The organism is Kiloniella laminariae (genome assembly GCF_027214005.1).
Taxonomy (GTDB): domain Bacteria; phylum Pseudomonadota; class Alphaproteobacteria; order Kiloniellales; family Kiloniellaceae; genus Kiloniella; species Kiloniella laminariae_A.
On the sequence record NZ_JAPWGY010000010.1, the window covers coordinates 35909 to 59930 of the forward strand.

Sequence of the window (24022 nt, forward strand, 5' to 3'; positions counted from 1 at the left end):
ACCTGTGGTTTCGACTTAAATCATTGTGAGATCTTGATCCTTGGTTAGCTCTACCACCTCCACCATTAGAATTTTGGCGACATTTAGAATTTCCAGATCAACAATCTTGTTTTTCGCTGATCATTCAACTGAATGACCTGGTGCGGGGGATGGTCAGGAACATCGAAAGAATTACTGATCAACAAAGCGCCGCTTTTCAATTCACGGGCTGCTTTCTCATATACTCTTGGCATCGGTTCGGGTGAGAGGAAGCAGTAGATGACATCCTGAGATGAAAAATCCATCTGCCAATAGTCCCCATATCGACAGGTGATGTTTGGCGATCTGCTTATCTTTTGCCAAAGCCAGGAGATCACATAGGGGACTGGTGCATTTTCAACACCTGTGAACTGCCCTCGTGGATGTTTCCTGGCCAGATACATGAGCGTACCACCAATGCCACTGCCAATATCGACAAAAGAAAAACCCTCCTTGTCCGGCAACAGCTCTGAAAGTCCTTCCCAGGTTTTTCTATTGGTCAGGTAGAGGGGAACGCGCTCGCTGCCCACATTCCAGAACACAGCCAGACAAAGGATAAAGGCAACAAGATATACCCAGGCAGGAAGGGCTAATCCACTGGCGATAAAAAGAGCCAGGGGGAAGAAAAAATTGATAAAACTCCACCAGACGGGCAGTGAAAAAAGACCCACTCCCAAAATAGCGGCAAGCGTTCCCCAAAGAACCGGAAGCAGCCATAATCCCACGCCTGTTTGCGTCAGAAGTGGAACGGTTTTCCAGAAAAAAAGAGCGAGCCCGGCTGCAACAATCTGGGTTAATAATGCTTTTGGAGCTGGCTTTCGGAAGAAGGCTCTCATAGGTTCTGTTCTGTGGCTCGGGGCGTAAAGAGCGAAGGATAAGCTCCAATTGCCTGTGCACCGCCTGTGTGAAGAAAAATCACGTTATCCGATTTTTGGAAACGCTTTTGGCGGATATGATCAATAAGGCCGGCAAAGGCTTTGGCACTATAGACCGGATCCAGCAAAATGCCTTCTGTCCGTGCCAGAAGTTCCATGGCCTCCTGTCCTGCCTGAGTAGGCAAGCCATAGCTTGTGCCACCATAGCCTGTAATCACCTCAAGATCATGATCAGGATCCCAGCGTTCAAAACGGCCCAGTTTTTCCAAAACTCTGGGGACGATTCCCTTTATTGCTTCGGTTACAGGTCCGGCTTTGCCATCAACTTCAATCCCGATAACGGGGAAGGGACGCTTGGCGCTGATCAATCCGGCGATCAGACCTGCCTGTGTTCCGCCGCTCGAAGTCGCATGATAGATGGAACAGGGAGAAAGCTTCAACTGGCGACATTGTTCGAGAAGTTCCATTGTTGCTGTCGCATAGCCAAGAGCGCCGGTTGCATTGGAGCCGCCAACCGGAATGATATAAGGCACTTTCCCACTGGATTTCAGCTTATCAGCCAGATCTTCCATCACCTGATCCCGATCTGTTCCTGCAGGATGAAGCGACACCTTTGCCCCCAGAAGATAATCAAGCGCCATATTTCCGGAAGTCTGATAGGCGGGGTCAGCCCAGTCAACGTTTCTGACCAGAACGAGATGACAATCCAGTCCGAAACGGGCTGCTGCCGCAGCGGTTTGCCGGACATGATTTGATTGCACTCCCCCGGCAGTGATAATGCTGTCAGCTCCCTTTTCCAGAGCATCGGCAATCAGAAATTCAAGTTTTCGGGTTTTGTTGCCCCCTCCGGCCAAGCCAGTACAGTCATCGCGCTTTATCAGTATTCGTGGACCACCCAACAGATCGGACAAACGATCAAGAGGCTGCAAAGGGGTCGGAAGAAAAGCGAGAGAGATGGAGGGGTTGAATTCGGTCAACATGGCGAACCCGTTAATTGGAAAGAAACAGGTTCATTGTTAGCCGGGAAGAGGGGGGGTGTAAACATAATCCCCATATGTTTACCAACTGTCCAAAAACAACAAAGGGAGCCAAGACAGGCTCCCTTTATCAAATCAACAGATTGAATATTGCTTAGTTATTTCGCAGCGTTATCAATCGCCTGCTGGATCATCTTGGCAGCAACATCTGCGCCTTCCCAGCCTTTGACCTTAACCCACTTGCCGCTTTCCAGATCTTTATAATGTTCAAAGAAATGACCGATCTGGGCAATGAGGTTTTCAGGAAGATCTGTGTATTCCTTGATGTTCTTGTAATTTGGATCCAGCTTGGTCACAGGAACAGCGAGGATCTTTTCGTCCTGGCCAGCTTCGTCTTCCATTACCAGGACCCCGACCGGACGGACACGAATGACAGCGCCGGGAAGGATCGGCAGCGAGCCAACCACGAGAACGTCTGCAGGATCACCATCATCAGAAAGGGTATGCGGCACAAACCCGTAGTTACAGGGATAGTGCATCGGTGTGTGAAGGAAACGATCCACCTCAATCGCACCGGACTCTTTGTCCAGTTCGTATTTGACCGAAGAGTGAAGTGGAACTTCAATAACGACATTTACATCCCAAGGGGCGTCTTTGCCGATTGATACCTTGTTAATGTCCATAAGACTTCTCCTAATAGCGTAGACCAAACCCTTGAAGGGGTCGGAAACCCGGGCTGCCAGCTATGTCAGACGAAGAGAAGGCAGCCGTTAAAAATCGGCCTATTAGGAGCCATGAAATCGCCGTTAACTCAAGTTCTTTTCGCACACGCGGTAAAGATTGTTGGTCGAGACCAGAAAAAGCGGTTGAAACAGGCCGAGAGGTTAATCAGTTAGCGCTTTGATCACCTTGTCTGTGGAGATATTCCGACCACTGAGAACTACGGCAATTTTTTTGCCTTTGATATCCCCAATTTTGCCATCACACAGCGCTGCAATAACCGTTGCACTTCCGCCTTCGATCACCAGACCCTCGTTTTCAAAAGTGTACCGCAAAGCGGGGGCCAGAGATGCCTCGCTAACCAGAACGGCTTCGTCCATGTAGTCTCTGATGTAGGGGAATGTATAGCGGTTATCCAGACCAATAGACCCGCCAAGGGCATCTGCCAGACTGGGGTGTTCGTCAACATTGACCGGCTTGCCAGCTTCAAGACTGCGGACCATACCCGGTTCTATTTCCATTGAGACACCAATAATCCGGGTATAGGAAGAAATTGATTTTGTTGCCAGGGCAATACCTGCGAGTAATCCACCGCCGGATAGGGGGGCCATAATGATTTCACAGTCTGGCATATCCTGCATGATCTCAAGACCGATCGTCCCCTGTCCGGTAATAATCGCCAGATCATCAAAAGCGGAAATCCAGACCAATCCCTTTTCACGGATCAAACGTTCGGCCTCTTCCTGGGCTTCATCCTGGCTGTTTCCCGCAACATGGACGTTAGCCCCATAGGATCTGATTGCTTCAACCTTGTTTTCAGGCACCAGAGTTGAAAGGCAAATCGTTGCCGCAATCCCCGTTTCTTGGGCAACCCGGGCGACCGCCCGCCCATGATTGCCACTGGAAACAGTAATGATGCCGCGTTTTCTTTCTTCTGCACTCAGTTGGAGAATGCGGTTTGCCGCTCCCCTGATTTTAAAGCTGCCGGTGTTCTGGAGATTTTCCAGCTTCAACCAGACTTCAGCGCCAGTCTGTTGCGAGAGAGCCCGGGAGTAAATCAAAGGTGTTCTGATGATATAGGGGGCAATCCTTTTGCTGGCCTGAAGCACATCAGCGGCAGAAACAGGACCTGTAAAAGCACCTTTGGTCAGAGATTTGTGAGCGGGGATAACAGGGCTCGAAATGGTACGGGGCATTATCTGGTTATCCTGTTGTCTGTCGTGATTGGTTGGTCAGGATACTAAAACACGAAATATACTTATTGTCCAATATAGACTTTATCGTCTAATTAATTTGTGTTACAGCTTTTAAGAAATCAAAAACAGCTCGGCTTTTTTCATTCAAACAAAAGCCTGAGAAGCTTTATGGGAAAGGTATTATTCCGTGCAGATCGAAGAATTCTCTCTGGAACGCATCCAGTCTCTCTATGAAAATATTGTCGAATACAATCTTTCGGATAGCGGGGTTCATCCTTACTCCTTGCGTGAGCTTCTGAGCGAGACTGAACAGCAACAGCTGCTTGATATCGAGCTGGGATACGGCTGGACCAATGGCGCGGTAGAGCTGCGTCAGACGATCAGTGCACTTTATCAGGGGCGGGACGAAGACAGTGTGATTGTGACCAACGGTTCTGCCGAAGCCAATTTCCTCATGGTTATGTCAGTGCTGGAGCCGGGGGATGAACTGATTGTTTTTGTTCCCAATTATCTCCAGATCTGGGGTTGGGCCAGATCTTTGGGGGTCGTGGTCAAGGAGGTGGTTCTGCGGGAAGAGCTGGACTGGACACCGGACCTTGATGATTTGAAAAAAGTGATTTCCTCCAAAACTAAAATGATCACTATCTGTCATCCCAACAACCCGACTGGGAGCTTATTGAGCGCCAAAGCCATGACTGATCTGGTCCAGGTTGCCCGGGATCACGACCTTTATCTGCATGCTGATGAAGTCTATAAGGGATCCGAACTGGACGGTCCGGAAACCCCAAGTTTTGCTGATCTGTACGAAAAATCGATTGTCACCAATGGACTTTCGAAAGCCATGGCTTTACCGGGATTGCGCCTCGGCTGGCTGGTCGGCCCGAAAGACGTTATCTACAAGGCCTGGCAACGCAAGGACTACACCTCGATCACAACCAGTGCTGTCAGCGAATTTGTCGCCCAGATTGCGCTGCAACCGGACTGTCGGGCCCGCATTCTCAATCGCAGCAAACGTATCCTCAAGGAAAATCTGGCATTGCTTTCTAGCTGGGTGGAACGCAATGGCAACAGGTTTTCGTTCGTGCCGCCTAAAGCTGGCGGTATGGCTTTCGTTCGTTATGCCCAGCCGATCAATTCGACCAAGCTGGTTCACCGCCTGCGCGAAGAACGCAGTATTCTGTTGCTTCCGGGGGATGTTTACGGACTGGATGGTTATTTCCGTGTCGGTATCGGGGCACCGGCAGAACATCTGGAGGTGGGGCTGGAGCGTTTATCTGATTTTGTCAAAAGCGAACTTGAAGATTAAATTCTGCCTTGATGCCTGAAGACAAATAAAGGTTTCTTGCCTATGACCCCGGAATTGCAACGCTATAGCGATGTTTGTGATGCCATTGCCAAATTGTTTCAGCCTTATGTCGAGGTTGTTCTGCACGATCTGGAAAGCGAAACTGCTGCCTATATTGCCAATAATTTTTCTCATAGGGAACTGGGAGAGCCCTCTCTGTTGCACGAGATAGACTTTCGCGGCGGAGAGGCTGTGATCGGTCCCTATGAGAAGGTGAACTGGGATGGTCGCCGGATCAAATCAATCAGTGTGGTCGTGCGTAACGACAAGGCCAAAGCGATCGGTGTTCTCTGCATCAATATGGATGTCTCGCACTTTCATCAGTTACAGCAGGTGATGGAGTTACTGTCTTCTGTTCCTCAAAATACCGAGAAACCTGAAGCGCTTTTCAAGGAAGACTGGCACGAACGGATCAATGAATTCATTCTGAGCTGGACCTGGGAACGCGGGGTGACCGTAGAGACCCTGTCACGTCAGCAAAAACGTGAACTGGTAGAGGATCTGGCAGGGCAGGGAGGTTTCAGTGGCAAGAATTCAGCCAACTATGTGGCGCGGATTCTCAATCTGGGGCGGGCGACCATCTACAACTACCTCAAGGATCAGAAAGAAAAATCCAGGCTCAGCTAGCCTTGCTTCCCAGAGAAAAACCGGAATATCAAACAATAACAGTTCGGATTGCCATGCAGATCATCGAAAGAAACCTGATTGAACAAAAGTTGAATTTGCCGAAAATCTTTCAGGCTCTGAAACAAGGTTTTATCGATTTTTCGGCAGGCCTGGTTACAGTCCCCCCTGTTGGGCATCTCGGCTTCGACAATCCACCCGGTGATTGCCATATCAAGTATGGCTGGATCAAAGGCGATCCACATTTTGTTGTCAAAATTTCCAGCGGGTTTTATGAAAATCCCAAACAGGGTTTACCCAGTAGTACCGGGATGATGCTGGTTTTTTCTGCAACCACCGGACAACCCGTTGCCTTGCTCAATGATGGGGGACTTCTTACGGACGTCCGAACCGCCTTGGCGGGGGTGCTGGCGACAGAGACACTGAGCCGCCCTGACAGCCGGGTTGCCGCCATTGTCGGTACGGGAATTCAGGCACGTTTGCTGGCCGAATATCTGGATGAGCTGTCTCGTTTTGATCGTTTTGTCATCTGGGGGCGCAATGAAGAAAATCTGAACCGCTGTGTCCAGGATCTTCTTGCCAAGGGTCTGAATGTTGTTGCAGAACCGGATCTTCAGCAACTCTGTGCAAAAGCGGACAGCATCCTCACAGTTACCCCGTCGGAAATCCCCTTGCTCAAGACCGACTGGATCAGACCGGGCACGCATATTACAGCCATCGGTGCGGATGCAGAGGGCAAGCAGGAACTCGACAGCGAGATCTTTGCCCGGGCACAACAGATTATTGTGGATTCAAGAGCGCAGTGCTGTCATCACGGTGAAATATCCCATGCTTACAAAGCGGGATTGATTTCTGCAGACCGGATCACAGAACTGGGAACCTTTCTGTCCTCAGATAAACCCTTTGTACGGGAGCCGGCGGCGATCACAATTGCCGATCTGACGGGTGTTGCCGTACAGGATATCGTGATTGCCAAATCAGTTTATCAGGCAATTACACAACAAGCCGTCCGATAGATCTAAACAGCAGGGGCCTCAATACGCTGTGAAAGATGATCTGACTTGCAGAAGAATGCAGTGTCTTCCAGGCAGTCAAAACCCAATTCCGTGCCTTCAGGGAAGCGAAACCATGTACCAGCTGGATAGATATCTCCGGTCTCTCCAGATTTTTGCAACTCGCCGGACAGCAGCAGAAATTCCATACCCCCTGTCGGGGCCTGCCGTGTAATTTTACTGCCCTTTTGCCAGCGTTCCATTTTGACGACTTCACTGCCAAAGCTATGCAAATCGAGGACAGTTTGCCCCGGAATGCTGCCGGGTTTCCAATCCGCCTTGGTTGTGTCGATGGCAAGCTGTGTCTGATCACCAGGATCAAATTGCCAGAGTTTGACAAAGATGGTGCAACCCGAGACGGTATGGGGGGAATGGCTGGTGCCGACCGGGTTGCGCACATAGGTACCAGCCGGGAAGTCGCCATACTGATCAGAAAAAACCCCCTCAAGAACCAGATACTCTTCTCCACCATCATGCCTGTGCTCGGGAAAGAACTTGTCCGGAGCAAAGCGGACGATGGTTGTTGCCCGGGCAACTTCATCACCAATACGATCGAGCATAAAACGTTCCACACCAGGTGCCGGTGATGGCGAGCTTTGCCGGAGTTCTGGTGTAATAATCACGGCTTGTGAAAAATCGGCATTTAGTCGCATTGCTGTCCTCGGAACTGATGCTTGGAATTTATCAATCTATGCATATATAGCCTTTGGAATGTCATTTAAGGCTTTAAAGGTACTGTTCAAGAGGCTATCTATCAATCAGTAGACAAGAGGGCGAGATGAACAATACTTCAGAAACAGCCACAAAAATCATGGATGCGGCAGAAGGGTATATCCGTACCCGGGGCTATAACGCTTTCAGCTTCAGGGATATTGCCGCTGATGTCGGGATCAAGACCGCCAGCATTCACTATCATTTTCCCACCAAAGGTGATCTTGGAGCTGCAGTAGCCGAGCGCTATACGGAAAGGTTTATGACAAACCTTGGGCCGGCAGGTGAGGGGAGTGCAAGCCAGCAGCTTCACCGCTATGTTGATGCTTTTCGGACTGCTCTGGCACTTGAGGACAAGATGTGTCTTTGCGGCATGCTGGGGGCTGAATTATCTTCGCTGCCTGAAAATGTCGTACAACTCTCCCGGGCGTTTTTTACAAAAAACCTTTCCTGGTTAACAGCTGTCTTCCTGCGCGATGAAAAGCTAAGGCTGACCTCGATTGACGCCCAAAGAAAATCTCTTAAACTTCTTGCCTTGCTTGAGGGCGGGTTAATTCTCTCACGAAACCTGGAGGGGGTAAAAACTTTCGACCAGCTCACAGAGGATATTTTTGAGTAAGCGGACCTCTATCGGCACAGAAAAACCGTAGACAGATTTCCTATGGCTGTGTCATGGTTGCATTTGTTCCCGTCAGGGTTCGGGGTACCGCGGTTCCTGCTGATAACAAAAGCTGGAAATCCACCATTAAAAGATAAAGTACCTGGTGTTGTGTGGGGGATTAATTTCCAGTGCTGTTTTCTGGAGAAAATGACAGGATCAAGGGCGGGTTTTGCATGTTAGGCAAAACGGTCTTTTTTTACGTGTGTTTTACCTTGTTTGTTTTTCAGATTATTTTCACGTCTCAGGTAAATGCCTCTTCACAAGCTATTGGAGATGCTTTGAAAGACATTTATTCTGAACAGGAATATCAGAAAGATCTACCGCTTCAGGATCATGTCGGAACAAGCAACCAAAAACCGGCCACTCCGGAAATACAACCAGCCAAACCGAAAGAAAAACCGGAACCAAGAGATCTGTCAGCCCTGGAGTTTCTGGGACAGATTATCCTGATTGGCTTTGCTGTTCTGGTCGGGATTCTTCTGATCAAGGCACTGGGGAATTACCTGATTGATCGCAAACGTCGGCCACAGAAACAAAAGCTGACAGAAGAACAGACACCATCCTATTCCCGCTTGGCCACCATATCAGAAGAACTCAGTGCAGAGACACTGGATTATGTGGATAGTCTGGCACAAAAAGGAGAGTTCGAAGCTGCAATCAGGGCGCTGCTGTTTTGTTGTTTCAAACACATCAGGGACAGTTATCAGGCTGTACTTCCTCCCGCATTGACAAACCGCGAAATTCTGGCTCTGGGCTGGCTCCATCCAGATATATCCCGACAGCTTGCCGTTATCGTCGGTACGGAAGAGCTGACGCAGTTTGGTGGACGCTCGGCAGGGATATCCGAGTTTAACAAATGTCGTGAGGCTTTTATGCTTTTTGTTCAACCCGGAGCTAAAGGGGGAACAACGCATGGATGACCGGATCTTTTCGTCTCGTACACTGCTGTGGCTGGTGCTGATCGGTATTCTTTCGTTTGCCGGTGCTTTTGTCGCTTCGCTCTATCAGGACAAGATAATCCACCTCAGCTCAATCGGTACCAACTCCTATTCACAGTCGGCCATCGGCCATAATGCCTTTAGTAGCTTGATGAAAAAGATGGATTACCGGGTTCGCACCAGTCGGAAAACCTGGGACAGAGCCGGCTATGCAGATGTTACCCTGCTGATTGAACCAGAAGATACCATGGGTGTAGAGGCTGTGCTCGAAGAGTTTTATGGTGCCGGAACTCTGGTTGTTTTGCCCAAATGGCATGCCTACCCCGACCCGGAAAATGAAAAATGGGTGCGCTCTGCCAGATTGAAATCCGACGGCGAAGTTGAAAATATTCTCCAGATTTTTTCTGATCGCATCGAATTGATCCGAGGGGCACCAGAGGATGTTCTTGAAAACTTTACCTGGGATAAAGATATTCTGACATTTTCCCAACAGCCCTGGATACAGGCGCCACAACTGATCCAGGGCAGTGATGATATCTTGCGACCACTGGTCTATAGCGACAAAGGCATTCTTCTGGCTGAATTTATTCAACCCAATGGTCTTCTGGACGGAATTGATAAAACCTGGATACTCAGTGATCCGGATATTCTCTCCAACCACGGGCTGGATAATGGCGGGAATGCTTATTTGGCAATCGGTATTATTGATGTCCTTACCGGAAACGGTCTTGGTGGTGTCGTGATCGACGAAACATCCCACGGTTATGTCAGCGAACCCAGTCTCTGGCGCAGGATGTTCGAATTTCCTTTTGCCGTTGTCACCTTGTTACTGGTTGCGACTGTCGGGCTCTTGGGCTGGTCCAGTATTTCACGTTTTGGTCCGCCGCAAATAACTGAAAAAAGTTACCAATCAGGCAAGGGATTCCTGATCGACAACACTGCAGATCTGCTGGCTTTTGGCGGGCACGGTGCCTTGATGCTAAAGCACTACGCCGAGCGTTCACTGCAAACAGTCGCTCTGGGGCTGCACGCTCCCAAAGATCTGGAAGAGTATGAATTGTTGCAGTGGCTTGATCGTGTTGGACAGGCGCGTGGATCAGATCTCATCAGCCACGAAATCATAAGAAATGCCCATTCTATCACCGAGGCTCCGGTGTTTGAGGTCATGCAGGCACTCAAGGCGGCCCGGGATATTCATCGTTGGAAACAGGAGATGTTGCATGGAACTGGATGAACTCCGGACCATCAGTGAAAGTCTGAAAAATGAAGTACGCCGCACCATCGTTGGACAGGAAGGGGCGCTTGATCTGATGATGGTCAGCCTCCTGTGCAAGGGGCATCTGTTGCTTGAAGGCGTTCCGGGGACAGGAAAGACTTTGCTTGTGCGATCTTTCTCAAAAGCCCTGAGCCTTAACTTTGGTCGTATCCAGTTCACACCTGATCTTATGCCAGGTGATGTGCTGGGAACAAACCTGTTCAATTTTCAGAGCAACGAGTTTTCGCTTACCAAGGGACCGATTTTCACCGATCTTCTGCTGGCAGACGAAATCAACCGGACCCCACCCAAAACCCAATCAGCGCTGCTGGAGGCGATGAGTGAACGTTCAGTGACCATTGACGGTACCAGCCATGATCTCGGCCCCGGATTTCTGGTCATCGCGACACAGAACCCGATTGAACAACAGGGGACCTATCCGCTGCCGGAAGCACAGCTTGACCGTTTCATGTTCAAATACATCCTGAGTTATCCTAGCCGCGATGAAGAGAGGGCGATTGTCGCCCGTCACGGGCATCAGACCTCCATGCCGGCTCTTGATGAGTTTGGCATCAGAAGTGTCGCTAACCTGGATAAGCTTGAGGAAATGCGAAAGCTCGTGTCTTCTGTCAAGATCAGTTCAGAACTCATTGACTATATTGTCGAAGTTGTTCGTGGGACACGTGAACATCCTTCCCTTCAATTTGGAGGATCTCCCCGTGCAGCAACCATGATTGCCGCTGCCTCGCGTGCCTATGCCGCGCTTCAGGGACGGGATTATGTCATTCCTGATGACGTAAAATTTGTTGCTGTGCCTGGGTTGCATCATCGGGTGGTTCTCTCTCCAAGTGCTGAAATTGAAGGTATTCGCACCACTCGTGTCATAGAGGAAATCCTCGAGCAAACGGCTGCGCCAAGATAATGCGACCTACTCTGCGAGCCGCTTTTCTTGTAGGTTTGGGAATTCCCCTCAGTCTCGTGCTTATTGTCGGGAATGAAGGTCTCTGGCTGTTTGGCGTGCTCTATCTCTTTTTTGTTCTGTTACTGATTGGTTTCGACAGCCTGAACATGGTTTTGCCCTCCCGCCTGAACCTGCAGCAGGATATCCCTTCTTTGTTGCATGCCGGGGGCGATGACTATGCCTATTTCAAACTCACGGTTGATACGACGCAACGTGCTTTTGGCCTTGATGCTCTGCTGGAAGTCGATGAGACTTATCTGAAACGCCCTGATCCCGCATATATCTCCCGTCTGGAACGCAGCGTGCCTGTTGATCTGGCATTCCCTTTACGCGTCAAGCGTCGAGGAAGTTGTCAACTCTCGCGTCTTTGGCTGCGATGGTATAGTCCCTGGGGACTGGTCGAACGTAAAACAGTCTGGGATCTGAAGAAAACCGTTACGATTATTCCCAATATTACTGCGGTTAAAAGCGCAGCGCTGCAACTGAGCAGCCGGGATGCCTTTCATGGTATAAAGGTCCAGAAACAGCAGGGCGATGGCACCGAGTTTGATGCTTTGCGAGAATATGTTCCCGGTTTTGATCTGCGATCCGTCGACTGGAAACATTCCGCCCGACATCGCAAGCTCGTCTGCAAGGAATTCCAGGTCGAACGTAACCACAATGTCATTCTGGCTTTCGATACCGGACACCTGATGTGTCGACCTCTTGATGGCTTGCCACAGCTTGATCACATGATCAATGCTGGGTTGCTTTTGGGCTATATGGCCTTGCGGGGCGGGGACCGGGTTGGTCTTTACGGGTTTAACTCGCGCATCCAGATGTTTGCTGAGCCCCTCGGCGGCAGTCGGGCTTTCCATCATCTGCAAGCCAATTGTGCCCGGCTTGAATACCAGCATGACGAAACAAACTTTACCCTGGGGTTGGCGAACCTGCTTGGTAAATTGCCCCGCCGTTCCCTGATTGTGATCTACACGGATTTTGTCGATACTGTCACCGCCGAGCTGATGATCGAAAATATTACCCGGCTGGCCAAACGTCATCTGATCCTGTTTGTTACACTTTCTGACCGGGAGTTGATGAATATCTCTCAACTTCGTCCCGGCTCAGTGACAGATATTGCCCGTTCTGTTATCGCGGATGATTTTCTGCGTGAACGCCGGATTGTTTTTGAAAGACTGCGTCGTCTGGGAGTGCACTGTCTTGAGGCACCAGCCGCCTCTGTTAGTGCAGCTTTGGTCGAACGCTATCTCGAGATCAAACAACAGGAACTGATATGATAATGGGAAGATCAGGGAATGTCTGAGTTTACCTTGAAAAGTTCGCGCTTTCGGGCAGAACGGGAAAGTTCCTGGCGGGAACTTCAGACGCTTGTTGAACGGGTTGAAAAGCAGGGGTTAACGTCACTTTCGGCAGAAGAACTCACCCGCTTGCCAAATCTCTACCGCTTTACCTTGTCTTCCCTGTCGGTTGCCCGAGGCGTTTCACTTGATCGCAACCTCCTGGAATATCTAGAACTTCTATCAACGCGGGCCTATTTCTGTATTTACGGCGTCAGGGCCAGTTTTGGCGGGGAGATCATCAAATTTCTGGTCGAGGATTTTCCAGCTGCTGTCTGGCAAGCACGCTGGCGTGTCCTGGGAACAACGCTGATTTTCTGTCTTGCGGCTTTCCTGGCCTTTTATCTGACAAGCGGGAATGAAGAGTGGTACTACACCTTTGTTTCTGATGGCATGTCCAGCGGGCGCACACCGGCCACGACAACAGAAGATCTGCGCAAAGCCCTTTATGACGGTGCTGATGCAGAAGCATCGGCACTTAACCAGTTTGCCTCCTATCTTTTTTCCAACAATGTTTCCGTTGGCATGCTTTCTTTTGCTCTGGGTTTTGCCCTTGGCGTACCGACAGTTATGCTTATTTTTTATAATGGCGCTGTTTTGGGAGCTTTTGTTGCTCTTTACGTTGGCAGGGGCCTTGGGCTGGACATTGCCGCCTGGTTATCCATCCACGGCACAACTGAACTGCTGGCAATTATTCTCTGTGGTGCCGCCGGACTTGGCCTTGCCAAGGGAATCATCTCCCCAGGACGGGAAAGTCGTCTCGCCAACCTCGCGATAGAAGGTCGGGAAGCAGGAAAGCTGGTGATCGGCTGTGTCCTGATGTTGCTGATAGCCGCCATCCTTGAAGCTTTCGGTCGACAGTGGATTACAGATATTAGCCTGCGCCTTGGTATCGGTGGCAGCATGTTTCTGTTCTGGACGGGGTACTTCGGATATCTGGGGAGAAAAGCATGTCTAGAGCGCTAGAACCCGGCAAGGTTTCTCCAGCTCGCATTCCCGGTTCAGGGACGCCGACTGAGGGGAAAAAGACAAAACAGAAACTCGATAATGTCTGGCGGAACACCGTCACGCCCGAAGGAGTGCCGGTCCGGATGGAACTGGCATCGCGTGGAGATCGTCTCGGGGCTGTGCTTATTGATCTGCTGCTCCTATACGGTGCACCGATCCTCTTGTTTTTAACCCTTCTGTTCTCAGGAGCTTTTTTTTATTTACCGGACGGAGAGAATTTCGGAGCCACCTTATTTGCCCTGATCAGAGTGTTGCTTTTTCTCTGGTATAATTTCTATTTTATCTTTTTTGAAATTCGCTGGCAGGGCAGAACACCGGGCAAGAGGCTTCTGGGGCTAAGGGTCGTTGACCGGCGCGGGGGGCAGTTAACTTCAGGGGCCATATTCGCGCGAAACCTGATGCGCGAGCTGGAACTGTTTCTGCCGCTATCCCTTCTATTTGTCCCTACTGGAGACGCTGCCCAAGCCTTGATTGCCCTGTTAAGTCTGGTCTGGGTCGGTGTTTTTCTCTGCATTCCTTTTTTCAACAAGGACAGGATGCGGGTCGGTGATATGATTGCAGGAACCTGGGTTGTTCGCATTCCAAAGACGGTCCTGATGGAAGATATTGTACAGAGTAATACACCTGTTGCTGATAGCAAAAGGAACAGGTCTTCATCGTCTCATGAAGCCTATTCCTTTACTGATACCCAAGTTGATGCCTACGGTATCTACGAACTGCAAACGCTGGAGGAAATTCTGCGTAAACCGGCAGTAACAGCGAAAACCATCCAGGAAGTCGCTGAACGCATTCGCAAGAAGATCAAATGGCAGGCAGAGCCTGCAGGCGATCAGGGGATTAACCGTTTTCTCAGCAAGTCATCCCGCTTTCGCGTGGAGGAAGATCGCGCCTTCCTTGAGGCTTATTACGCCGCTTTACGTCGGAGACTTGAAAATAGGATGCTTTTTGGTCAACGCAAGGAAAACAAACACCAGAAAGACTGATCCTGCCTTGAGTCATAAAGACGTCATGGAAAGGCAATCCCTTTTCCTTGAAATATTCTGTACTACTCCGTATTATTTTTACGTTTATTTGAGGCAATAAATACAACTCAATTATCCTGAGGGGGAAAATATGGCAATCGTTGAAGATGTTACCGGGCACGAGTTCCGGATTGGTGATACAATAAGCAAGACCTTTTCGGTTTATTTAAAGAACTTTGTGCCTTTAACCTTAATCGTTCTCGTTCTTTCGGTACCAAGTCTCCTGCTTTCCTGGTATTTTGGTCACTTTGATCAAGCAGCCCTACAGGCCGAGCTGATGACAAATGGCTTTGGCATCAGCTATTTCCTACCCGTACTCGTCTCTATGCTGACGATGTACCTGGTTGCAGCCTCCGTCACCTATGGTGTTTTCCAAAGCCTGAGCGGAGGCACTGTTGTTTTTGGAGAATGTCTGTCAAAGGGTCTCTCCCGCATCGTTCCGGTAATTCTGGTTGGTATTCTCGCAACAATTGTTATCGCTATCGGGATGGTTCTCTTGGTTGTTCCAGGAATAATGGCGACCGTAGCCCTGATTGTTGTTCTTCCTGTTGCCGTGATTGAAAATCCTGGAGCAATTGCGAGTCTGAAACGAAGCGCTGAACTGACATCAGGTAACCGCTGGATGATTTTTGGCCTGATTCTTATTCTCGGGGTAGCTGTTGGGGCCATTGGCTGGGTTATCGGACTGGTTAGTGCGAATCTGTTTCTCTCAGGGCTCAGTGTCGTCGCGATTTTGATCGGGGCAGTCTTTAATGTTGTTGCAGGTACATTCTTCCAGGTACTTTATGCCGTGGTATATAATAACCTGAGAGTATCCAAAGAAGGCATCTCTACCTCGCAAATCGCGTCAGTTTTTGATTGATCCAGGTTAAGGGCAATTAAATTTCAAAAAGCCGGAAAGGTCATCTTTCCGGCTTTTTGTTTTACGAAGACTGGTTTGTTTTCTTATCGTGGTGATAGGTCAACGCCATGGCAAGGCAGTGCTTTAAAGCTTGCACCGGAATATCATCTTCCGCGTAAAAAAGAATACAGCGATTGCCTTCATAGGTCATGATTTCAGGATAGAGTGCCCTGAAACGATCCACGAGATCTGTCTGGCAATGAAAATAGAGGCCACAGCTGCCATTAGACGACTTGATCTGGTCAAGGCGAATTGTTGTGCCGCTTTTGCTCCTGCTTGTCAGAAAGCTCGGCTGGCCCCATTTGAGAGTTTCTTCAAGCGGTCCGACGACACTGTTGGCCAAAGCTGTTTCGTAAATGAGTTCGCGAAGAAACAACAGCCGATCTTTAACAGATTCTGGATAGGCGTCATAAACCGCCTGCATTTTTTCGGGAACAGGAAAATTGGACATAAACTTATATTCAGATATCAGATAAGTCGAGTATATCTTCCCCACAAGTCTGCGACCAGTTTTCAGATCAGGATTTTCTGGCAATCTCTTTCAGGTAGGCTTTGATTGCGCCGTCCATGCCATAGATGAGGGCATCGGCAGTCAGGGCATGACCTATAGAGACTTCGTCGACCCAGGGGATCGCCCTGAGGAAATGGGCCAGATTATCAAGATTGAGGTCATGTCCGGCATTTACGCCCAATCCGGCTTTTCGCGCGACTTCTGCTGTATTTTTATAAAGAGACAAAACCTGTTCACGGTCATCGCGGAAGAAGCATTCAAAGTAGGGGCCTGTATAAAGTTCTATCCGATCAGCCCTGATTTCTGCTGCAGCAAGTGCCATTTCAGGTACATGATCCACAAAAACCGAGACCCGGGCCTTCTGTGCGTGCAGGCGGGCAACAATTTCTGTCAACCACTCTCTCTGCGCCGGAATATCCCAACCGTGATCAGATGTTTTCTGATCGGGGTGATCCGGCACCAAAGTGACCTGATCCGGTTTTGTTTCGGCGACAAGATCCATAAAATCTTCGGTGGGGTAGCCTTCAATATTAAATTCGACCGGGCTGCTATAATCCCGCTTGAGCATGTCAGCCAGTTCATAGACATCTGACCTGCGGGTATGGCGTTCATCCGGACGAGGGTGCACCGTGATGCCACCAGCTCCGGCATGGAGGGCAATACGGGCCATACCTGTCACACTCGGATAATCAACATCCCGCTGATTGCGAAGCAAAGCAACTTTGTTCAGATTGATGCTCAGGACTGTCATAATGGCCTCGTTATTGTTACCGTAACAATATTTATTGTTGCTGTTCTTGTTTGAATAATGTTCTTATTATCAATGCAGTCAACAAAAATATTGTTAGGGTAACAATGTGGATTCCTGAGAATCTTGACCCGGATCTGTCCTGCTATCGGGCCATAACTGAATGCCTTGTCCAGGATGTTACGTCAGGTAAACTGGCCGATGGGGACAAGCTCCCGCCGATGCGTGAACTGGCCGATCATCTCGGGGTGACTGTTGGAACAGTCTTGCGTGCCTATAACCTTGCCGAACAGCGGGGCATTCTGGTCAAACAGACCGGACGTGGCAGCTTTGTCCGCAAAGGCAAGACCGAAGCCTGGCAAAAACAACAGTTGCTGGATGAAACAGGGACTGTAGATCTAAGCCGCAACGCCCCGCCTTTTATCAATCTGGAAGCTCTGTTGCGTCGATCTTTGATGGAAATCAGTCGCGACAGTAACCTGGATGGTATGCTGGAATATGGGCAAAGCCAGGGGCTGGAGCGCCACCGTGAAATACTTTGTCAATGGCTGGGCGGGCGGGGCTTTACCGCAGATCCTTCGCGTATCATTATCACGGGTGGTGCTCAACAGGCATTAACCACGGCTCTGGGCGCCCTGACATCTCCGGGGGATACCGTGCTCGTCGAAGAGCTTTCCTATCCCGGGATCAAGAACTTCGCCCGTTTTTTCGGTATCAATCTTGTTCCTGTCGCTCTTGACGAAGGTGGTCTTCTGCCAGCTTCCGTAGAACAGGCCTGTTTACGGAATTCGGTCAAAGCGCTCTACTGCATGCCTTTTGCCCACAATCCAACGACAGCCACAATGTCGGAAGAACGACGGGCCGAGATCGCGGGAATGGCAGACCGTTATGGATTTTACGTCGTCGAGGATGATGTTAATCCCCGACCTTTTTCCAGTGCCTTCAAACCGATCGCTGCCCTTAATCCGGAACGGACCGTCTATATCAGCTCGCTATCAAAAACCATTTCTCCAGGTTTGCGGGTCGGGATTCTGATGCCTCCTGCGGCACTGCTGTCCCAGTTTCTTGCCGCCAGCCAGACCACCAGTTGGATGGCCCCTCCGCTGATGGCCGAGGTGGCCTGCCACTGGATCAAGGATGGTACAGCAACTGAACTGGAACGGCAGCGGGCAACGATAACGGCCAACCTGCTGGATCAGGCTGCACAGTCCCTTGCTGGCATTCCCTATCGTCATCATGTTGCAACATCGCATCTCTGGCTGCCGTTATCCGGACCTTGGAAGGCCGTGGAATTTGCAGAGGCTCTCTCCAGCCGCGGGGTCAGGGTGTCTCCCTCAGAACTCTTTGCCGTTGATCCGGTTTCAGCCCCCTCGGGTGTACGGATCAACCTGACAAATATCGGTGAGGAGCGACTGCACAAATCTCTGTCATCAATCGTTGAGCTTTGGAACAGCAAACCTCAAGCAACCAATTTTCAGATGTGATTCCTCTTGTTCCATATAATAATTGTATGGAGTGCCTGAATTTTTATGACTGTATAAACATCCAGGTTTAGTTATCTTTATGAAGCGATGATGTATGGCATTGAAAGGCGAGGCAGCAGTGATGGAAAAGGTATCCTTTACGAGATTACAGGATGGAACTGCAGAGGAATATGCCTTCCTGGAGCCGTTGGAAGAACAGTATTGCCACGATGTTGTGAACCGCCTGTTTGAGCATTTGCGCAAACTTGATGAATCCTTAGGTGGTTATCAGGTATCGCGTCTGGAACATTGCCTTCAATCGGCAACCCGCGCTCTGAGAGCAGGAGAAGACGACGACATGATTGTCGGCGCGCTGCTTCATGATATCGGTGATATTCTGGCTCCCTGTAATCACGATGAACTCGCCGCAGCTATTGTCCGCCCCTATCTGCGTGAAGAGGTCACCTGGATTGTCCAGTACCACGCAACTTTTCAGAAATTCTATTATGCAGACAAATTGGGGGGCGACAAAAATGCCCGCAATAAATTTACTGGCCACCCTTACTTTGACGCCTGCGTCCGCTTTTGCGAAGATTACGATGAAAACTGTTTTGATGGGACTTATGACAGCCTGGAACTGGAAGAATTCAGGCCTTATATGGAGCGTGTGTTTGCTCGAAAGCCTTGGGATCCTGAAGTTTTGAAGCCTCAACTTGAAAAGATCATTTAATTTCCTCTAGGGCGCCAATCCAATACTGGCACAAGCGGAACACATAACTGCCCCCTAATTGTTTGCAGCCCGTATTTTGCTTGACCTCTGCTGCTAATGCAATAAAATTAACCAAACGGTTAAGTTTATTGCGGGTTGAGATGGATAATTTAAGCGAGGTTTTTTTTGCGCTATCAGACCCGACACGGCGTTCAATCCTGAACCGTTTGTCTTCGGGTGAAGCCACAGTCGGGGAACTTGCGGCCCCTTTCACTATGTCTGCGCCAGCAATCACCAAGCACCTCAAAGTTCTTGAACGTGCTGGACTTGTTCATAAGGAAAGGGCAGGGCAGACCCTTCGTTGCACCCTGCAGCAGGCTCCATTGAAACAAGCGACGGATTGGCTTTCCTCTTATAGCCAATTTTGGGAAGAAAGCTTTGATCAACTTGACCAGTTTTTGCAGCAGGAAATCTCTGATGATATTTCCAGTAGCAATTCTGGCAAAAAGACCAGTACAAAAGCGGGAAATGATTAGATGTCAGACCATCTCAGTAAAGTAATGGCCGGGGACAGTCAGCCTGATAATGGCATCGCCTCAGATACCTCTTTTCAAACTCTGGAAATCAGCCGTCGTTTTTCAGCATCACGCGAAAGAGTATTCAGCGCCTTGAGCCAACCGGAGCTATTCCAGATCTGGTGGGGCCCAAAAGGCTGTCGTTGTACCATCTGTGAAATTGATTTCAGAGTTGGCGGTAAGTGGTTGACAATACTTGAAAGTACCCAGGATTGCCAAAACCATACAGTTGGGGGTGAATATCGTGAAATTCTGCCACCCGAACGGCTTGTTTTCAGTTGGGCCTGGCAACTGCCGGACGGTAATCAAGGGCATGAAACTGAAGTTTCGATCCAGCTGTACGATGAAGGTGATAAAACTCTTCTTAAACTCTATCAGAAGGTTTTCGAGAACGTTGAATCCTGTGAAAAACATCGCCACGGTTGGGAGAGTTCTTACGATTGTCTGGATCAGTATCTGGCAGACTAGAACAAAATATCCTGTTCAGTTTCAGTCTTTTACAATTCACTGTTTTATATGACTATACCTATAAAAATTGTATGAGACTGAAGTTATGCCCAGCCTGCGAAAACGCCTTCCATCCCTGAACGGTTTGCTTGCCTTTGAAGCTGCAGCAAAACACGAAAGCTTTACCGCGGCAGCGAAAGAGCTGGGCGTTCATCAACCGTCAATCTCGCGTCACATCTCCCTGCTTGAGGAGTTTATGGGCAGAAATCTCTTTGTACGCAGTAATAATCAACTGTCGTTGACAGAAGAGGGGCGGCGTCTGTGGCAAGCCGTCAATAGTGGACTGGGACTGATTGCCGATACAGCGGATGAACTGCGCGAGCCTCCTGATCAGGGTGTTGTTACTGTTGCCTGTTCTTTCGGCTTTGCCCATCAATGGTTACTGGCACGCTATGGCGTTCTGCGAAAAGCGGTTGCACCAGTAAAAGTCAAGCTCCTCACCACCGATCACCATATTGAATATGATCAGGAAGAAGCAGAAATTCTGGTAAGGTTTGGACAGGGTGACTGGCCTGACTGTTTTGCCAGGAAGTTGTTTGAGGAAGAGGTTTTCCCGGTCTGTTCACCAGACTTTCTCGCGCGACATCCAGATTTGAATAAGGTTGTTTCTCCGAATAAACTGGCAGAAATGCTCAAAAAACTGCCGCTGTTGCATTATGACACCGGGGGACAGGGATGGCTTACCTGGGATCTGTGGTTCAAAATGCAAAGTGTCTCATACCAGCCTCCTTCTGACGTCACCTATTACGAAAATTATCCTTTTCAGATCAGAGCAACTCTCGATGGTGAAGGCATCTCTCTGGGCTGGAGCTGCTTGGTCTCAGATCATTTGGCAAAGGGTGAGCTTGTATCCCTTTGCCAGCCGATAAAGCGGGAAAAGTGGGGGTATTATCTGATCTGTCGGAAAAATCTTGCGGCACGACCAAGTGTCAAGGCTGTCTTTGACTGGTTTTCCAAAGCCTGACTGATGTGCTCAATGATAATAAGGGGCTGATGCAGATTAAGCACGACCCCAGAAACCGGATAACAATACTGTAAGCTTGTGGTATTATGGAAATCAAAGGTCTGATGTTATAGAAAAATAACACGGCAAGTTCCTGAAAAAGATAACTATAATCAGGGGGCGGGGTCTTGGATTTGTGATTATTAACAAGTTTTTCTTTAATTTTAACGACAGCCATTTAATCAGATCAGCTCTTGTGCTGACCATGACTTCCTTCTGCATTCTCGCATCATCTTTTGCTTTTTCTCAGGATATAAAGCTGGTTACAGGGAAGGATTATCCTCCCTATGCGGCTCCAGATCTTCCCGAAGGTGGGGTCGTCACCGAGGTTGTATCAAGAGTTTTTGAAGCGACAGGCTATACTGTCAGCCTGAAATACTACCCCTGGAAACGAGGCCTTGCCATGGTCGAGGGGTTAAAGAGCGATGCCACATTTCCCTACGCGAAAACGGCAGAGCGAGAAAAAAACTTTTTGTACAGCCGCCCATTAAACGAACACACAGTCAGTATCTTTCAGAACGTGGAGACCTCCCGGCTTTTCCGTGAACCAGGTGACCTTATTGGCTTGGTCTATTGTCAACCACTCGGCTATAAAACTGAAGATGAAATTGAAGCCTTGATTAACACCGGAGATATAAACCGGGTTCGATCTCCAACAGTAGATGGATGCCTTGATCTGCTTGCCCAGGGGCATGCCGATTTTATCGCTCTTAACAGGTCTGTCGCCTGGGCTGTTGCCCAGAAAAGATGGTCAGAAAAAGCGGCAGGAATTCTTGATGAAGCAAAAATTCCCCTGAGAACAGCAACAGAACACCTTATTGTATCTCGCAATCATCCCCATGCAGAAAAAATCATCAACCTGTTTGACCAGACATACCAAAAATTGTTGGAAAACGGGGAAATCGCCGCTATCTGGAAGCGCCATTTGGGGGCCGGAAGTTTTCCAGGTATGTAAAGAATATGCCTGATGGCAAAGCCTGAAGATCGGCGATTATTGGCCTGAACGGCACTCGAGAATTCTCAGTTTGCTGGCGAAAAGTTGATTTTTCTCGCTGCTTGAGTGTAGCGTTTCAGGTAAATAGTCCGTCACCATCAGATCAAGGTTCTGAAAGGGCGTAACCTTTACATTCGCTGCCCGGTTCCATTTAGAATGATCGGCGACAAGAAATTTCCTGCGACTGTTTGCCAATATTGCCTGGGTGACATAAGCCTCATCCGGTTTGAAATCCATCATCCCGAAAGCTGGATCCAGTCCCCCGGTACCGACAATAGCAAAGTCAGCTTTAAATGCGTCAAAGAAACGTATGGTTTCTACACCAACCAGATCATGGTCACTGTGCCTCAGTTTCCCCCCGGAGACATGCGTATCTATTTTAGGCTTTTTACAGAGAATGGCCGCGACCTGAAGGTTATTTGTAAGAACGCGCAGATCGTTGTGTTTTAGCAGGGCCTTGGCGACATATCCTACTGAGGTGCCAATCCCGAGGAAGATTGTCGACCCCTCAGGAATCTGCTTGGCAACCAGTGCAGCGATTCCTTCCTTGTTTCGGGCATTCATAACCTGCCGGGTGCTGAAAGACAGATTTTCTATGGCTGAAGGCAAACAGACCCCGCCGTGCACCCGTCTCAGCATCCCGATTTCACAAAGAGCATTGATATCCTTACGGATTGTCTGGGTACTTAATTGAAAGTGTTGAGCAAGATCATCAATGCTCAGGGCGTCTTCGCGCCCTGTCCATTCCAATATCTGATACTGCCTTTCACTCAGACGCACTGTCATGTTCTTACCCATTATTTCCTGTTCAGAAACTAACAGACATCAATTCCTGATTAAGGTAAACGACTATTGGTCTTTGGATCAAAGTAGTGAAGTTTCTGCTGATTGAAGCGGACAGAAAATATCTCTTCCTCTTGAACCAAAGCCTTGTCACGGACCCGGACAACCAGATCCTCTTTCATGCCTTCACAACTGCCATAGATCAGGCTGTCTGCTCCAAGAGGTTCGATTACGGAAACCTTGAGCGTCAGATCTGCAAGTTCTGGTGTCGTTATTTCGATATCTTCAGGTCGAATGCCCAACAGAAGTTGTGCATGACCTGATGGAGCAGAGAAATTTAGTTTCTGGCCAGAGGGAAGAGTGGCGTCTTTTTTGTCCACCTGGATCGGGATAAAATTCATTGCGGGAGATCCGATAAAACCAGCAACAAATGTTGTTGAGGGTCGGTCATAAAGCTCCATGGGAGAGCCGATCTGTTCAGGCAAGCCGCCGTTCATGACAATCAGCCTGTCAGCCAGTGTCATGGCTTCAACCTGATCGTGGGTAACATAGATGGCTGTTGTCTTCAGGGCTCGCTGCAGCTTCCTGATTTCGATCCGCATCTGGACCCTGAGCTTTGCATCCAGATTGGACAGAGGTTCGTCAAACAGGAAGACCTTGGGATCGCGAACAATCGCCCGCCCCATGGCAACACGCTGGCGCTGTCCACCAGAAAGTTGGGACGGTTTGCGATCAAGCAAAGCGCCGATCTCCAGGATATCAGCCGCCTTGTTGACCAGTTGTTCGATTTCTTCTTTGGATTTTTTTCGAATTTTCAGGCCATAGGCCATGTTGTCATAAACACTCATGTGTGGATAAAGCGCATAGTTCTGGAAAACCATGGCGATATCCCTTTTGCCGGGCTCGACCTGATTGACCCGACGATCGTCAATCATCAATTCGCCATCGGTTATGGTTTCAAGCCCGGCAATCATGCGTAACAGAGTTGACTTGCCGCAACCGGACGGTCCCACAATGACAATGAACTCGCCATCCCTGATTTCCATATCGATGCCATGGATAGCCTGAAAGCCGTTGGCGTAGGTTTTCTTCAGGTCTTTTAACGTTACTGTAGACATTTATCTTACT

Annotated in this window: 26 protein-coding genes; 17 read left to right on the forward strand and 9 right to left on the reverse strand. The window is 49.2% G+C overall.

The features are described 5' to 3' along the window. Window positions 1-83: 83 nt before the first annotated feature. From O4H49_RS18300 to eutB, 4 genes are all read right to left on the reverse strand, one after another. Window positions 84-854, reverse strand: a complete 771-nt coding sequence (locus O4H49_RS18300; RefSeq protein WP_269424889.1) for a class I SAM-dependent methyltransferase — start codon at window positions 852-854, stop codon at window positions 84-86. Beyond that, window positions 851-1873: a D-cysteine desulfhydrase family protein gene (locus O4H49_RS18305; protein WP_269424890.1), complete on the reverse strand. Its 1023-nt coding sequence runs from the start codon at window positions 1871-1873 to the stop codon at window positions 851-853. The genes O4H49_RS18300 and O4H49_RS18305 overlap by 4 nt, the downstream gene beginning before the upstream one ends. 155 nt (window positions 1874-2028) lie before the next feature. After that, complete coding sequence (ppa, locus tag O4H49_RS18310; RefSeq protein WP_020593863.1) at window positions 2029-2553, reverse strand: inorganic diphosphatase; 525 nt, start codon at window positions 2551-2553, stop codon at window positions 2029-2031. Between the two features lie 201 nt (window positions 2554-2754). Next, window positions 2755-3786: a hydroxyectoine utilization dehydratase EutB gene (gene eutB / locus O4H49_RS18315; RefSeq protein ID WP_269424891.1), complete on the reverse strand. Its 1032-nt coding sequence runs from the start codon at window positions 3784-3786 to the stop codon at window positions 2755-2757. A gap of 187 nt (window positions 3787-3973) precedes the next feature. On the opposite strand from eutB, the gene O4H49_RS18320 reads away from it, so the two are divergent. Genes O4H49_RS18320 through O4H49_RS18330 form a run of 3 tightly spaced genes read left to right on the forward strand, consistent with a single transcriptional unit; the run spans window position 3974 to window position 6771 of the window. Then, on the forward strand, window positions 3974-5092 hold the full coding sequence (locus tag O4H49_RS18320) for an aminotransferase class I/II-fold pyridoxal phosphate-dependent enzyme (RefSeq protein ID WP_269424892.1): 1119 nt from the start codon (window positions 3974-3976) through the stop codon (window positions 5090-5092). A gap of 42 nt (window positions 5093-5134) precedes the next feature. Further along, window positions 5135-5758, forward strand: a complete 624-nt coding sequence (locus O4H49_RS18325; RefSeq protein WP_269424893.1) for a helix-turn-helix transcriptional regulator — start codon at window positions 5135-5137, stop codon at window positions 5756-5758. A gap of 53 nt (window positions 5759-5811) precedes the next feature. Continuing rightward, window positions 5812-6771 carry an ornithine cyclodeaminase family protein gene (locus tag O4H49_RS18330; protein ID WP_269424894.1) on the forward strand — a complete coding sequence of 320 codons (960 nt, stop codon included), beginning with the start codon at window positions 5812-5814 and terminating at the stop codon, window positions 6769-6771. Window positions 6772-6773: 2 nt separating this feature from the next. Here O4H49_RS18330 and O4H49_RS18335 read toward each other — a convergent pair whose 3' ends face one another. Next, window positions 6774-7460 (reverse strand): cupin domain-containing protein, encoded by a 687-nt coding sequence (locus O4H49_RS18335; RefSeq protein ID WP_269424895.1) that lies wholly within the window; start codon window positions 7458-7460, stop codon window positions 6774-6776. Window positions 7461-7585: 125 nt separating this feature from the next. Here O4H49_RS18335 and O4H49_RS18340 point away from each other — a divergent pair, with 125 nt between their 5' ends. The 8 genes from O4H49_RS18340 to O4H49_RS18375 all read left to right on the forward strand — a co-directional run bounded on the left by O4H49_RS18340 (window position 7586) and on the right by O4H49_RS18375 (window position 15562). Further along, entirely contained in the window at window positions 7586-8137 is a 552-nt protein-coding gene (locus O4H49_RS18340; RefSeq protein ID WP_269424896.1) for a TetR/AcrR family transcriptional regulator, read from the forward strand. A 320-nt stretch (window positions 8138-8457) separates the two neighbouring features. Next, a complete protein-coding gene (locus tag O4H49_RS18345; protein WP_269424897.1) occupies window positions 8458-9099 on the forward strand; it encodes a hypothetical protein in 642 nt (213 codons plus the stop codon). Next, entirely contained in the window at window positions 9092-10351 is a 1260-nt protein-coding gene (locus O4H49_RS18350) for a DUF4350 domain-containing protein (protein ID WP_269424898.1), read from the forward strand. Before O4H49_RS18345 ends, O4H49_RS18350 begins: the two co-directional genes overlap by 8 nt. Further along, entirely contained in the window at window positions 10338-11294 is a 957-nt protein-coding gene (locus O4H49_RS18355) for an AAA family ATPase (protein ID WP_269424899.1), read from the forward strand. Before O4H49_RS18350 ends, O4H49_RS18355 begins: the two co-directional genes overlap by 14 nt. Then, on the forward strand, window positions 11294-12610 hold the full coding sequence (locus O4H49_RS18360; RefSeq protein WP_269424900.1) for a DUF58 domain-containing protein: 1317 nt from the start codon (window positions 11294-11296) through the stop codon (window positions 12608-12610). Before O4H49_RS18355 ends, O4H49_RS18360 begins: the two co-directional genes overlap by 1 nt. An 18-nt stretch (window positions 12611-12628) precedes the next feature. Continuing rightward, window positions 12629-13636, forward strand: a complete 1008-nt coding sequence (locus O4H49_RS18365) for a stage II sporulation protein M (RefSeq protein ID WP_269424901.1) — start codon at window positions 12629-12631, stop codon at window positions 13634-13636. Further along, window positions 13621-14661 (forward strand): RDD family protein, encoded by a 1041-nt coding sequence (locus O4H49_RS18370; RefSeq protein ID WP_269424902.1) that lies wholly within the window; start codon window positions 13621-13623, stop codon window positions 14659-14661. The genes O4H49_RS18365 and O4H49_RS18370 overlap by 16 nt, the downstream gene beginning before the upstream one ends. Before the next feature lie 130 nt (window positions 14662-14791). Next, window positions 14792-15562, forward strand: coding sequence for a hypothetical protein (locus O4H49_RS18375; protein WP_269424903.1), 771 nt, complete (start codon window positions 14792-14794; stop codon window positions 15560-15562). Between the two features lie 61 nt (window positions 15563-15623). Here O4H49_RS18375 and O4H49_RS18380 read toward each other — a convergent pair whose 3' ends face one another. Then, the gene (locus O4H49_RS18380; protein ID WP_269424904.1) at window positions 15624-16052 is read right to left on the reverse strand and encodes a DUF1801 domain-containing protein; all 429 of its coding nucleotides are present in this window, start codon (window positions 16050-16052) and stop codon (window positions 15624-15626) included. Between the two features lie 67 nt (window positions 16053-16119). Next, window positions 16120-16863 carry a pyridoxine 5'-phosphate synthase gene (locus tag O4H49_RS18385; RefSeq protein WP_269424905.1) on the reverse strand — a complete coding sequence of 248 codons (744 nt, stop codon included), beginning with the start codon at window positions 16861-16863 and terminating at the stop codon, window positions 16120-16122. Window positions 16864-16967: 104 nt separating this feature from the next. Between O4H49_RS18385 and O4H49_RS18390 the strand changes: the two genes are divergently transcribed. The 6 genes from O4H49_RS18390 to O4H49_RS18415 all read left to right on the forward strand — a co-directional run bounded on the left by O4H49_RS18390 (window position 16968) and on the right by O4H49_RS18415 (window position 22072). After that, window positions 16968-18344 (forward strand): PLP-dependent aminotransferase family protein, encoded by a 1377-nt coding sequence (locus O4H49_RS18390; RefSeq protein ID WP_269424906.1) that lies wholly within the window; start codon window positions 16968-16970, stop codon window positions 18342-18344. A gap of 94 nt (window positions 18345-18438) precedes the next feature. Next, on the forward strand, window positions 18439-19053 hold the full coding sequence (locus tag O4H49_RS18395) for an HD domain-containing protein (RefSeq protein ID WP_269424907.1): 615 nt from the start codon (window positions 18439-18441) through the stop codon (window positions 19051-19053). Window positions 19054-19115: 62 nt separating this feature from the next. Next, on the forward strand, window positions 19116-19568 hold the full coding sequence (locus tag O4H49_RS18400; protein WP_269424908.1) for an ArsR/SmtB family transcription factor: 453 nt from the start codon (window positions 19116-19118) through the stop codon (window positions 19566-19568). Beyond that, window positions 19569-20075 (forward strand): SRPBCC family protein, encoded by a 507-nt coding sequence (locus tag O4H49_RS18405; RefSeq protein WP_269424909.1) that lies wholly within the window; start codon window positions 19569-19571, stop codon window positions 20073-20075. An 85-nt stretch (window positions 20076-20160) separates the two neighbouring features. Beyond that, window positions 20161-21078 carry a LysR substrate-binding domain-containing protein gene (locus O4H49_RS18410; protein ID WP_269424910.1) on the forward strand — a complete coding sequence of 306 codons (918 nt, stop codon included), beginning with the start codon at window positions 20161-20163 and terminating at the stop codon, window positions 21076-21078. A 244-nt stretch (window positions 21079-21322) separates the two neighbouring features. Next, on the forward strand, window positions 21323-22072 hold the full coding sequence (locus O4H49_RS18415) for a substrate-binding periplasmic protein (protein WP_269424911.1): 750 nt from the start codon (window positions 21323-21325) through the stop codon (window positions 22070-22072). A gap of 36 nt (window positions 22073-22108) precedes the next feature. On the opposite strand, the gene O4H49_RS18420 is transcribed toward O4H49_RS18415, so the two are convergent. Together O4H49_RS18420 and O4H49_RS18425 are read right to left on the reverse strand one after the other, a co-directional pair. Then, window positions 22109-22909, reverse strand: a complete 801-nt coding sequence (locus O4H49_RS18420) for a DeoR/GlpR family DNA-binding transcription regulator (RefSeq protein WP_269424912.1) — start codon at window positions 22907-22909, stop codon at window positions 22109-22111. A gap of 38 nt (window positions 22910-22947) precedes the next feature. Continuing rightward, on the reverse strand, window positions 22948-24012 hold the full coding sequence (locus O4H49_RS18425) for a sn-glycerol-3-phosphate import ATP-binding protein UgpC (RefSeq protein WP_269424913.1): 1065 nt from the start codon (window positions 24010-24012) through the stop codon (window positions 22948-22950). Between the last annotated feature and the right edge of the window lie 10 nt (window positions 24013-24022).